Consider the following 12,763-nt stretch of genomic DNA (forward strand, 5'->3'; position numbering starts at 1 on the left):
AAAAAATGCGGCGGGAGTCGCCTCCCGCCGCCTGTTATCCGGGCCGCACGCCCAATCGCCCCGATGGCGTGTTAATCGGCCCGGACCTTGACCTTCGGCGCGGATGCGCCCCGGCGCATCGCGGCCAGAAACCCTTCCAGCGGCGCGGGCTCGGCCACTGGCCCGCCATGGTCGCCCTGACGCGCCCAGAATTCCTCGTAGCTCGGGAACAGCTTGTGGAAATTGCCCTCCACCCATTCCGTGCCCGGCCAGCGCATCTTGCGCGCGCCGATCGGTGGCTTGTTGAGGTCCGTCGCGTACCAGTAAAGGGGCAGCCGCCGTGCGAAATACCAGCGCGGTCCGTCCGGCCCAGGCGCGCGGATGTAGTCATCCACATACATCATCTGCATGATGACCCATTCATCGCCGGTCTCGTGCTCGTTCTTCGAATATACCACGCCATGCGCATGGTCGGGATCGTCGAACTCGATGACATGCCCGCCAATGTGATGCGAGGTACCGGTGAAGGGCGAGCGCAGCGTGCGGTCCATATAGCCGCGCAGAGCCAGGCGGCCCGAGGTCTCGCGCCCCACGCGCACATCCTCAGGAAATAGCGAGACCATGGCGTCCATGTCTCGCATGTCCAGCGCCAGCGCGTATTTGGCCGGAAGCTGGCGGATCTGCTCCAGCGCTTCCAGCCGGTCGATCCGCCGCGCGAGGCTGGCGAAGGCGGGGTCCTGGCTCATGCGTCGTTCCTTCCGTTGTCCTGTGGAAAGCTGCGGGTCACCATGTCGAGCACACAAGCCGGTTTGTCCCCGCCCTCGATCTCGATGGTCACCCTGATCACCGTCTGAATGCCGCCCTTGTTTTCTTCAACCTTCACGATTTCGCCCAATGCCCGCAGCCGCGCCCCGGCCCGCACCGGTGCGAGAAAGCGCAGCCTGTCCAGCCCCACATTCACGCCCCAGGCCACGTTATCAACGGCCAGCATCTGCGGCAGGAAATAAGCGGCCAGGCTCATCGTCAGGTAGCCATGCGCAATGGTGCCGCCGAACGGCCCCGTCCTGGCCCGTTCGACATCGACATGAATCCATTGATAATCTTCCGTCGCCTCGGCGAAACGGTCGATCCGCTCCTGCTCGATGCGCAGCCACGGCGTGGGGCCGAGGGACATGCCCTCGCGCCCCAGCAATTCGCGCGGGTTGTTAAAACGACGGACGGCTTCTTGGCTCACGCATCGCCTCGCGGCTCGCGCGGCAGGCCCAGCCCGCGCTCGGCGATAAGGTTGCGCTGGATCTGGTTGGTGCCACCGTAAATCGTATCGGCGCGCGAATACAGGAATAGATTGGGCAGCACGGACCATTCATAGGCCTCGCCCTCGGCCACTTCACCGGCCTGGCCGAGTATATCCATCGCCAACTCGCCAAGGCCGCGCCGCCAGCTCGCCCACTGGATCTTATAGGTCAAGGCCGCGCCATCGATCTTCGAATGATCGCTGTTGGAGAGCATGCGCAGCGCGCCGTAACGCATCAGCCGCAAACCGATCTCGGCCTTGGCGATCCGCTGGCGGATCAGCGGGTCCTTCGCCGCACCATTCGCCTTCGCCGCGGCGATGATCTCATCGAGCTCGTTACGGAACCCCATCTGCTGGCCTAGCGTGGAAACCCCACGCTCGAACGCGAGCAGCCCCATGGCGATGCGCCAGCCATCACCGGGCGCGCCGATCAGGCTGTCAGCCGGGCAGCGCGCATCGGTGAAGAAGGTCTCGTTGAATTCCGCATCGCCATTGATCTGCTTGATGCCGCGCACCTCGATGCCCGGCTGGCGCAGCTCCATCATCAGGAAGGTCAGCCCCTTCGGGCCTTTCGAGCCCTTCTCGCTGCGCGACACCACGAAAATCCAGTCGGAGATATGGGCGAGGCTGGTCCAGATCTTCTGGCCGTTCACCACCCATTCATCGCCGTCCAGCCGCGCCGCGGTGCGCACGCTGGCGAGGTCCGAGCCGGCGTTCGGCTCCGAGAAGCCCTGGCAGAAAATCGTCTTGCCCTGGGCGATGCCGGGCAGGAAGCGCTGCTTCTGCTCGGGCGTGCCGAAGGTGAGGATCGTCGGCCCCGCCAGCTCGATACCGATATGGTTCACGCGTCCGGGCACGCCGGCGCGCGCATATTCCTCGGCGAAGATCACCTGCTGCGCCAGCGTCGCGCCGCGCCCGCCCCATTCCACCGGCCAGCCGATGCAGCCCCAGCGCGCCTCACCCAGGCGCTGCTCCCACTCCTTGCGCCGCTCCGGGCTTTCGGTGAGCTTGGTGATGCCCTTGATGTCCTTGAACTCGCCCGCCATCTGGCCGTTCAGCCAATCGGCGCATTCCTGCCGGAACAATTCGTCTGCGGGGGAAAAACCGAGCTTCATGCCACGTCTCCGAGAATCATGCTGGCCACGCATTCGCGGTGCCAGGTGCCGTTGCCCAAGATGGTTTGCAGGGCGCGGGCGCGTTTGAAGAAGAGATGAGCGTCATGCTCCCAGGTGAAGCCGATGCCGCCATGCAACTGGATCATGTTGCCCGCGCACATGAAGTAGGTGTCAGCCGCGAAGCTCTTGGCCGCATGGCCAGCAAGCTCAGCCTCCTCCGCGCCTTCATCCACCGCGCAGGCCGCCCAATACACCGCCGAGCGCGCCTGCTCGATCTCGATCATCATATCGGCCAAGCGGTGCTTATAGGCCTGGAACGAGCCGATCGGCCGCCCGAACTGGATGCGGTCCTTGGCATAGGCCACGGTGCGGTCGAGGCATGCCTGGGCGCCGCCCAGCGCCTCCGCCGCCGCCACCACGAAGCCGGCGCGATGCGCGGCGGCAATCGCCTGCGCGGGCTGCGCCAGAGGCTCGCCCACCGCGCCGGAGAGCGTCACGCGGGCATAGGGGCGGGTCTGGTCCATTGTCGTCAGCCCGGCGATTTGCACGCCCGGCGCATCCGCGCGCACCAGCCAGGCGCCACGATCATTCGCGACCACAAACACAGCCGCGCTGGCGCCATGCGCGACAAATCCGGCCTCGCCGGTGAGTACATCGCCTGCGGCGGTCAGCGTCGCGGCATGCGCGTAAGCCGCGATCGTCTCGCCCGAGATCAGCTCCGGCAGCCAGTCCTGCTGCTGCGCGGCGCTGCCGCCCGCGGCGATCGCCTGGGCGCACAGCGCCAGCGAGCCCAGCATCGGCAATGCCGCGACCTGCGCACCGGCCGCCTCGGCGATGATCGCCATCTCCACCAACCCCAGCCCAGCGCCGCCCAATTCTTCGGGCAACCCAATGCCGGAGAAGCCAAGCTCCTGACAAAACGCCGCCCACAAAGCGCGGTCGATCCCGTCGCCCGCCATTGCCCGGCGGGTTCGTTCGCTGGTCGCATTTTCCGCGAAAAAACTCCGCGCCGTATCGGCGATCATTTGCTGTTCGCTCGTAAAGGCGAATTCCATGAGCAGCTCCCCCTCTCGCACCATGCGTTCCGTTGCTCCGGAGCGACGCGCAGCCGCGCCCGACCAGCAACAAAACAACGACGTTAAACGTGCATTATATAAAATAAAACCGCAAATCAACATCGTTTTGCGTATTTTTGAAATGTGTTTTCTTCGCTTTATTCCCGACGCCCCTCCCTTCTCCCGGCGCTCCCGCGCCGCGCGGAGCACCGCTGCAACGACGCATCGCTTTCTATGCGCATATTTTTATACTTTATACGACGCATATTTGAATTGTATTCGCTGATATATATGCGTAATTCGCATTACACCCAAATCAAAAATCCAGGCCCATTGACGCCTCATCCGCCCCGGCGCAAGCCTCGGGCCATAAATTAGAGAGGAGATCCGCGCATGATCCGCAAATCCGTTAACCGCCGGCCCCGGGCCGCTGGCCAAGAGGCCGCCGCATGAGCCGCTACAGCCATCTCCTTGCTCCTGGCCGCATTGGCACGCTGGAAACCCGCAACCGCATCGTCGTCGCCGCCATGGGCGTCAGCCTGTCAGAAGCCGACGGCACGGTGGGCGAGCGGCTGATCGCCTATCACGAGGAACAGGCCCGGGGCGGCGCCGGTCTGATCACCTCCGGCGTGATGGGCGTGGCCTGGCCGGTGGGGGCCGTGCAGCCCAATCAGACCGCCATCTCGGATGACCGCTTCATCCCCGGCTTGCAGGCCCTGACGGAGCGGGTCCACCGCCACGGCGCCAAAATCGCCGCGCAGTTGCATCATGGCGGGCTGGTCGCCGGGTATTCGGCGGACGCGTTCGGCGAGTCGCTCTGGGCGCCCTGCGTGCCGCCGGTGCTGACCGGCGATTTCACCGATTACTTCCTGCCCGAGGAGTTGGCCGGCTTCTCCGGCAAACCGCCGCAGCTCAAAATTCTCGCACAGGCGGATATAGACCAAGTGGTGCGCTGGTTCGCCACCGCCGCCGCGCGGGTCGTGAAAGCCGGGTTCGACGGCATCGAGCTGCATGCCGGCCACGGCTATCTGCTGTCATCCTTCCTCTCGCCCAAGACCAACACGCGCACCGACCATTACGGCGGCCCCCTGGAAAACCGCGCGCGGCTGCTGCTGGAGGTGATCGCCGCGGTGCGCGCCGAGATCGGGCCGGATTTCCCGCTCTGGTGCAAGCTGGATTCCCGGGAGTTCGGCAAGGAGGGCGGCATCACCGTGGAGCATGCCATCGCCACCGCCCGGTTGGTGGAAGACGCGGGCGCCGATGCCATCACCGTCTCCGCCTACCACAATGCCGGCATCGCCAAGCTGCATTCGGGCTCCAACATCCCGCATGAACCGGAAACCAATATCCCCGCCGCCGCGGCGATCAAGGCGGCAATCGGCATTCCGGTGCTGGCCTCGGGGCGCGTGGAACCGGCGGCGGCTGACGCGCAGATCGGCGCCGGCACTTATGATTTCATCGGCATGGGGCGGAAAATCCTGGCCGATCCGGCGCTGCCGAACAAGCTCGCCGCCGGGCAGGAATCCGCCATCCGCCCCTGCATTTATTGCTATACCTGCGTCAGCGCCGCCTATGTGCGCGAGCCGGTGCGCTGCGCCGTGAATCCAGAAACCGGCTTTGAATTTGAGCGTCCTTCCGCGTCATCGGCGGGGGGCAAGCGCATCGCCGTGATCGGCGGCGGCCCCGCGGGCATCGAGGCCGCGTGCCGGCTCGCCGCATCCGGGCATCGTGTCACGCTGCTGGAAAAAAGCAAACTCCTCGGCGGGACCTTGCGCTTCGCCGCCCTCGCCTATCCGGCCAATGAGCGCCTGCTCAACTGGCTGCAAGCCCGCCTCGCCACATCCGGCGTTGATGTGCGACTGGGCACCGAAGCCTCACCGGCGCTGCTGCGCAGCCTGGCGCCGGATGCCGTGATCGTCGCCACCGGCGCGCGGCGCGACATGCCCGCCCTGCCCGGCAGCGATCTGGCGCATGTGTTCAGCGGCGACGACATGCGTAACCTGCTGCTCGGCCAGAGCGCGGCACAGCTCAAGCGCAAGACCAGCCTGGCCACGCGACTGGCCATGCAGGCCGGCGCCACCACGGGGCTGACCGCGAAGCTCGATTTCATCCGCAACGCCAGCCATCGCTGGATGCCGCTGGGGCGCAACATCGTCATCATCGGCGGCGAGCTCGTGGGAGTGGAACTGGCCGAGTTCCTGCATGAGCGCGGACGCAAGGTGACCGTTTTGGAGCCAGCGCCGCGCTTGGGCAAGGGGCTGCTGCTGGTGCGGCGCATGCGGTTGCTGGCCGAACTGAAGGAGCATGGCGTCAACATGCAAGGCGGCGTCAGGGACATCGCCATTACCCCTGCCGCCGTCAGTTTCCAGAACGCGGCTGGCGAGGCGTGCTCGGTTCCGGCGGATCACGTCATCGTCGCCATGGGGGCGAGCGGCGACACCGCGCTGGCCGAGCGGCTGCGCCAGGAGGGCTTCAGCACGCTGACGGTCGGCGACTGCAACGGCGTCAGCTACATTGAAGGCGCGATCCGCGGCGCCGCCAAGGCAGTCGCGGACATCAACGGGCTGTAAACAGAAAAAGCCTGGCTGGATCGCTCCAGCCAGGCTTTTTCATACATAGCGCCCCTCGGCACCACCCAGGATTGTTTAACCGGCCACGCGCCTTGGCTGCTGATGCGGCAGCAGGAAATAGGCCAGCGCCGGCAGCAGCACGAGCGCGCCGATCATGTTCCACAGGAACATGAAGCAGAGCAGCAAGCCCATATCCGCCTGAAACTTGATGGGCGCGAAGATCCAGGTCGCCACCCCCGCGGCCAGCGTGAAGCCTGTGAGCAGCACGACCTTGCCGGTGAAGAGCAGCGTCCGATAATAGGCATCCGACAGGCTCGCCCCGTCTTTGAGCTGTTTGAGGACCACGCTGAGCACATATAGCGCGTAGTCCACGCCGATGCCCACGCCAAGCGCCACGACCGGCAACGTCGCCACCTTGATGCCGATGCCCAGCCACACCATCAGCGCCTGCCCCAGCAGCGAGGTGATGCCCAGCGGGATGAGCGTGCAAACCACCGCGCGCCAGGAGCGGAAGGTGATGAAGCAGAACACCAGCACGGAGGCATAAACCAGCGCCATGATCTGGATGTTCGACTCCTCGATGGCGATATTCGTGGCCGCCTCAATCCCGGCATTGCCGCCCGCGAGTTCGATCTTGAAATGCGGCCCCTGATTCACCGGATTAGCGGCGAAATCTTGCACGGTTTTCACCATCAGGTTCAGCGTCGCCGCCTTATGATCGGTCAGCGACACATAAATCGGCGTGAACGAACAATCATTGTTCTTCAGGTTCTCCGTACCGTCATTGGAATGATCATCGATCACCTGCTGATTCGGAACAAAGGTGAACCATTTTGGCGATCCCTCCGTGAGCAGCATGTTCAATTCGGCGCTTATCGAGGCCAGCGAGTTCGTCGACAAAACCTGAGGCAATTGCCTCAGCCGCCACTCCAGATTATCAATCGTCTGCAAGGTCTGCACATTCTGGCAATAACCGGGATCGGTGGTGACCAGCACCACGAAATTATCCGAGCCCGTGGCATAATGGCTGACGATATAGTTGTTGTCGCGGTTGTACTGCGACGTCTGCCGAAACTCCGGCGCGCCGGGCGAGAGGTCGCCCACCTGAACATGACGCCCGATATACCAGCCAAAAAACGCAAAAATCGCAGCGCCAATAATCGCCATTTTGGCATAGCGGCGCTGGGTGAACAGGTCCAGAAAATGCCACAGGAAGAATTTTTCGCCCGACTCCGCCGTCTCGTGCCGTACGCTGCGCAGGGCCGTCTTCTTGCTCACACCGGTGTAGCTGAGCAGGATCGGCAGCATGATCAGATTCGTGAAAATCAAAATCACCACGCCGATGGACGCGATCACCGCGAGATCCTGAATCGCCTTGATCCGGATCGTGAACAGCACGGCGAACGACACCGCGTCGCAGGTCAGCGCCGCAAACCCCGCCAGGAACAGGCGCCGGAAGGTATAGCGCGCGGCGATCAGCGGATGCGTCCCCCGGCCGATATCCTGCATCACGCCGTTCATTTTCTGCGCGCCGTGACTCATCCCGATCGCGAAAATAAGGAAGGGCACAAGCACGGAATAAGGGTTGAGGTCTTTCCCCAACAGCGTGAAGATACCAAGCTGCCAGATGACCGCCGTCACCGAGGCTGTCACCACCAGCAAGGTGGAGCGCACGCATCTGGTGTACCAATAAAGAATGGCGATGGCGATCACGACTGAAATGGCGAAGAACGTAAGCACCCGGTTGATGCCGTTGATGAGATCACCCACCACCATCGCGAAACCAACGACGTGCAGCTTCACGCCTTTCGCATCATATGCCGTGCGCAGCGCGTCGAGCCGGCGGGCCAGATCGGCATAATCGAGGGGTTCGCCCGTCAGATTATTGTGCTGCATCAGCGGCACGTAGATCATGCTGGAGTGAAAATCATTGGCGACAATGCTGCCGACGATCCCCGCCTTCAGGATGTTCTGCTGGACCACCGCAAGCTGTTGCGGACTGCCATCATAGGCCGCGCCAATCACGGGGCCGGCCTTGAAACCGTCGGGCGTCACCATCATCCAACGCACTGCGGGCGTCCACAACGACGTCATGAAAGGACGATCGACTCCCGGCAGCAGGTAAACTTGGTCGTTTAAATGCTGCAACGTCGTCAGATATTGCGGATCGATGATCGACCCGCCATCCTTATTTTCAACGTCAATGCGGATGGCATTACCCTGCCCCTGCAGGACATCGTAATGCTTGAAGTAGTTCATGATGAACGGCTGATAGGTCGGCAGCATCTCGTTATAGCTGGCGCTGATTCTTACATGCAACGCGGAATAGCCAAACAAGATCGTCGCCATCAGGCACAGAAACAGAATAACAGGACGGTTATTGAAGATCAGCCGCTCCACGAGCGAACCGGATCGCCGGTCGAAGTTAGCAATATCCGTAATCGGCATATGCTCGGATGATTGCGTGTAGTGCACTCGGTCTCTCCGGTTTATTAGGGCTTTTTGAAATCTGATTCGGGGAGAATTCTGACGCCGCTCGAACCGGTTACCACCACATTGCCATCCGCCATCTGCGCGAGATTGGTCAGGAGCATGGGAATCGTCTGCGAAAACTGTTGGAAGCTTTGTCCATTATCATAGCTGACAAACAAATTTCCCGTTTCGCTGGCCAGCACAATAACCCCGGATTTGAGCAGCAACCCGGCGGTGATGTCGGAGTTCGTTCCGACATTGATGGTTTGCCAGGTTTTTCCCTGATCATGGCTGAGATAGGCCGCTCCGGCGACGCCATAGGCGAACACGGAACCATCCGCCGTGGGAACAACGCCGAATAACGTGGCATCTCCTGTCGGGGTTAGTTGCGGGAAGTTGCATCCATCATCTGTCGAGCTAAAGGCAACGCCGGTTTCCGCGCCGATGAAAATCAAATTCCCGATTTGGGTAATGCCATAAAGATTATGGCTCAACGGATCGAGAATATTCAGGCTGATATCGTCCCAGGTCTTGCCGCCATCCGTGGTGCGCAGCGCCATACGGTAGGCCCCGACCACAATTGCCTGTTGCGGCGTTTGCGCCAGCACGGCAAGAAACGGCCGATCCGGGCCCATATTTTCGAAAACTTCGGCCCGCCGCGCCGCCAAGGCCGCCGTGGGCAGAGCGGGATCGGCGGTTTGTGCGGCGGCGACTTCAAGATCATCCACCTGCCGGCCATCGATTTGTTTCTGCCAGGTCTCGCCGCCATCAATGGTGTGCAAGACGACACCCATATGCCCCACGGCCCAGCCATCCTTGGCATTGGCGAACGCAACCGCGGTCAGCAAGACATCAACCGGCACTTTCGCCTGATGCCACGTTTTCCCCTCGTCATCTGAGTAAGCGATAAGGCCGTGCTGCCCAGTAATAACGATTCTGTTTCCGGCGATCGCCAAACCGTCGACGAAGTTCTGGCTGGGCGTTCTCACGGCAATCGCTGGCAATGTCAGATCGGTGATGCTCGTTTGCGCAAACGCGGCCGGCGCGACCGCGACAGACAGCGTCAGCAAAGCGCCTCTTAACGCAACCGCAATGCCCGCCTTTGGTCTGCGCCCTTTGAACATCCGCTTCATCTTCAATCCATATTCAGCTTTACGCGATAGAGATGGCGCGGAGTATCGCCGTGCCATCTCTACCCAATTTCCTTCAGAACTGAGCCTGTGCCGCCAGATTACGCGGATCGAACAACTGCACCGGCGGCGATCCAAGCAACATCGGCTGGTTATACGGGCTTTCGTTCCAAACACCTGTGGACGAGAGATAGTGATTCGCCTGCAAATCGGCAGTAACGGTCGTTGAGATCAACGCGCCCGCCGGGATATCCGGCCGGTTCTCCATGGTGGTGATGCCGTAATGCCAGTAATTGCCCTGCGCATCCCAGGTGTCACCCAGCAGGATCGTCCAGGTATCCTCATCCACATAAAGCCGGCGCTTCGCCATCACATTGCGCTTGCCCGGCGCCAGCGTGGCCTCGACCACCCAAACGCGGTGCAGTTCCCAGCGCAGATAATCTGGGTTGATGAAGTGCTGGCCGTGCCCCTGGCGCGCCGTCGCCTGATACAACTTGTTGTTGTTATAAGGGACGTAGATCTCCTTCTTACCAATGAGCTTCCAGTCATAGCGGTCCATCGCGCCCCGGAAAATATCATACTCGTCCTGGTTGATATAACCGGAAAGACCGGGCGCCGGAGTATCGTACGTCATATCCGGCTCCTGGCGCACGCGGCCCTGGCCCGGCATGTACGCCCAAATCCGTTCCGGATCGGCATACATATTCGTCGGCTGATAATCCAGGAACTCCTGCCCCATGTTGTTGGCGGGCGCCAAATACTTGGTATAGGACTGAATATACAACCCGTCATAATTGGCGGCTGAACCATCTGGCTGATAATACGGATAACGTACAAACTGCCGCTGCCCGGCGGAGAGAGACAGTGTACCGTTGCTGTCCACCGAGTAATTGGCTTCGTTACGCGTCCACGCCACGCCCTGCCAGCGCGTCTGATGGTTCCAGATGATCTGCGCACCCGCAATGTTCGGGTCCGGGTCCAGAATCGGGAACGGTGTGCCGCCATAGGCGCCGGTAAAGCCATACTTGGCGCCGTTCGCGTTCATCTGCGCGCTGGTGGCGTTTTTGTAGGTGTTGTCATACACCCATTGCGGCGCCGCGGCGGTGCGGTGAGTCGGATACACATCGATGCGGAAGCCGTATTTGGTCATCATCTGCATCGTGCCGATGCTCAGACGGTCCTGATACTGCGCCATGTTGCTCGCATCGATGCTCACCACCTTGGCATCGCTGGCGAAGAAATCCGGCATCAGGCCATTCTGGTTCGGATCCCAGCCCGGCGGCATCTCGGTCAAGCCGCCGGTCCAGGCCGGAATGCTGCCATCGGCATTCGCCGCACGCTCGCCGCCCAGCGGCATCAACGTCGTCTTCAGCTGGTCCGGATCCACAGCCGCCAAAGCCGGCCGGATATTATTCATATACGCCGCAAGGGCCCCGAGGCTGCTTGCGCCGACAATTCCAAATTTACGCCGGTTCATTTCCATTCCCTTTTTAGAACGCACGCTGGATGCTAAATGCGACATAACCACGGTCGGCGAGCGGATTCAAAGTCGGATCGGGCCGGCCGAAATAATCCTGATAGGTCAGCGACGCCTTCCACACCGTCCGGTAGGTGGCGGACACGCCCACGTTGAAGAAGCCAGTTCCGCGATTCATCGTGGAGTCAACCTGGGAGCGCCCCAGGAAATTATACTTAAACCCAATCGGGAACGTCATATCAACGCTGGGAAGAACGCTATCATAGGTGGGAATCACCTCAAACTGGAAGGCGGCCGCCGTGGCATCGCGCCCTGGCTTCAGCGCGCTTCGGTTCTGATCCACCGAGACCACATGGTTCATCGCGAGCTCGCTGAGGACCGTGACCCCCGCCGGATCGAAAGAGAGGCTCGGACTCACCCAGATTTCGGAAACCTGCGCGGCGACCGTGCTGCCCACCGCATAAAGCGGCGAACCGCTCGCATTGCCGGGATAGGATGAGAAGATCGGCCCGCCAGTGACCAGCGGCATGTTCCGGCGGCCGGAGACTTCGCCGGCGATGCTCACGCCATCATAAACCGTGTTGAACGACGCGCCGTAAACCTGAATGTCGCGCGGATACACGACCCAGTAATTATTCGGTGCATAATATTGTGGTGGCGCACCAGGGAAAGGAGCCGTCGGCGTCGCCAGATAAACCGTGCCCGGCGCGTGGTCGTCGTAGCGCAGCGCATAAATACCCAGATCCCAAGCGCCAACGGCGCCCTGCACCGAGAAGCCAAACTGGCCATTATTGATGGGCGGCCGCAGATCTTTCACGCGCGGAATGCCGTAGCCCGGTGCAAACAGCAAGCGCTGGCCGCCCTTATCCAGAATATCGGTGGTGCTGAAATAGGACCCCACGCCTTCCAGCGTATCCGGCTCCCATTCGAACTGGTAGTAACCCTGGAAGCTCAGATTCGGATTCGGCGCATACGTCACCACCGCCTGGCCCACGGGCAGGAAGATCTGCTGCGCCTGGGCGTTGGGCAGATTCTCCGCCTTGATCACGTCGATCGGCGCCTGTCCGGCCGAGATGCCGTTATTGGCGAAGAACAAACTCTGCCCCCACAGCAATGTCTGGCGGCCGAATTTCACGGTGAAGGATTGCTGACCGTTAGCACCAAAATACTGGGTATCATAGGCATACGCATCGAGCAGCACGGCATTTTGGCCGTTCACGTTGCGCGTGGCGCTGGTGAAATGCTGGTAGTTCGCGCTCAGCGGATTATAGGTCAGCGGCGAATCATTCTGCGTGCGGCCGAGATATGGCGTGTCGATATACGCCTCGCCGCTCACATGCACGCCCATATTGCCATAGCGCAGATCGAACACCGGCAGCACGTCGAACGTATTGTCAACCAGCCCGTGCTGGAAGTTCAGGTCGCCGTCATTCCCGTTGATGGAATTGGTCAGAACCTTCGACGGCGAATTCACGCGGAATATGTTGGAATATTCGACGGTGGTGTCGAGGTTGATCTCAAGGCTCTGGCCGTTCACCACGCCGGTGTACATGTTCCACGCCTTGGCCGGGTGAACGCCCGCCAGCGTCAACATCGACACAGCGCCCAGCGCCACGCGCCAATACCCAGCCCCCAGAACAGAAACGCTCCCAGACGCCAAGCGACGCCGAC

At 61.6% G+C, this 12,763-nt stretch carries 10 protein-coding genes; 2 read left to right on the forward strand and 8 right to left on the reverse strand.

Annotated features, from left to right (window positions below):
- Positions 1-71: 71 nt before the first annotated feature.
- The 4 genes from LI953_RS06180 to LI953_RS06195 are packed head-to-tail and all read right to left on the reverse strand — an operon-like array spanning position 72 to position 3,443.
- A complete protein-coding gene (locus tag LI953_RS06180) occupies positions 72-725 on the reverse strand; it encodes a nuclear transport factor 2 family protein (RefSeq protein ID WP_227075169.1) in 654 nt (217 codons plus the stop codon).
- On the reverse strand, positions 722-1,213 hold the full coding sequence (locus tag LI953_RS06185) for a MaoC family dehydratase (RefSeq protein WP_227075170.1): 492 nt from the start codon (positions 1,211-1,213) through the stop codon (positions 722-724). The genes LI953_RS06180 and LI953_RS06185 overlap by 4 nt, the downstream gene beginning before the upstream one ends.
- Positions 1,210-2,388, reverse strand: a complete 1,179-nt coding sequence (locus LI953_RS06190; protein ID WP_227075171.1) for an acyl-CoA dehydrogenase family protein — start codon at positions 2,386-2,388, stop codon at positions 1,210-1,212. Before LI953_RS06190 ends, LI953_RS06185 begins: the two co-directional genes overlap by 4 nt.
- Positions 2,385-3,443 carry an acyl-CoA dehydrogenase family protein gene (locus tag LI953_RS06195; protein ID WP_227075172.1) on the reverse strand — a complete coding sequence of 353 codons (1,059 nt, stop codon included), beginning with the start codon at positions 3,441-3,443 and terminating at the stop codon, positions 2,385-2,387. The genes LI953_RS06190 and LI953_RS06195 overlap by 4 nt, the downstream gene beginning before the upstream one ends.
- Here LI953_RS06195 and LI953_RS06200 point away from each other — a divergent pair.
- A complete protein-coding gene (locus tag LI953_RS06200) occupies positions 3,442-3,729 on the forward strand; it encodes a hypothetical protein (protein ID WP_227075173.1) in 288 nt (95 codons plus the stop codon). The genes LI953_RS06195 and LI953_RS06200 overlap by 2 nt on opposite strands.
- Positions 3,730-3,892: 163 nt before the next feature.
- Entirely contained in the window at positions 3,893-6,013 is a 2,121-nt protein-coding gene (locus tag LI953_RS06205) for an FAD-dependent oxidoreductase (protein WP_227075174.1), read from the forward strand.
- Positions 6,014-6,088: 75 nt separating this feature from the next.
- Here the strand turns inward: LI953_RS06205 and LI953_RS06210 are convergent, their stop codons facing one another.
- The 4 genes from LI953_RS06210 to LI953_RS06225 form a co-directional block, all read right to left on the reverse strand.
- A complete protein-coding gene (locus tag LI953_RS06210; RefSeq protein WP_227075175.1) occupies positions 6,089-8,488 on the reverse strand; it encodes an MMPL family transporter in 2,400 nt (799 codons plus the stop codon).
- Between the two features lie 17 nt (positions 8,489-8,505).
- Positions 8,506-9,618, reverse strand: a complete 1,113-nt coding sequence (locus tag LI953_RS06215; protein ID WP_227075176.1) for a YCF48-related protein — start codon at positions 9,616-9,618, stop codon at positions 8,506-8,508.
- A 73-nt stretch (positions 9,619-9,691) separates the two neighbouring features.
- Complete coding sequence (locus LI953_RS06220) at positions 9,692-11,137, reverse strand: DUF1329 domain-containing protein (RefSeq protein ID WP_227075221.1); 1,446 nt, start codon at positions 11,135-11,137, stop codon at positions 9,692-9,694.
- Positions 11,106-12,752 (reverse strand): DUF1302 domain-containing protein, encoded by a 1,647-nt coding sequence (locus LI953_RS06225; protein ID WP_227075177.1) that lies wholly within the window; start codon positions 12,750-12,752, stop codon positions 11,106-11,108. Before LI953_RS06225 ends, LI953_RS06220 begins: the two co-directional genes overlap by 32 nt.
- Positions 12,753-12,763: the final 11 nt, after the last annotated feature.

This window comes from Acidocella sp. KAb 2-4, assembly GCF_020567705.1.
Lineage (GTDB): Bacteria > Pseudomonadota > Alphaproteobacteria > Acetobacterales > Acetobacteraceae > Acidocella.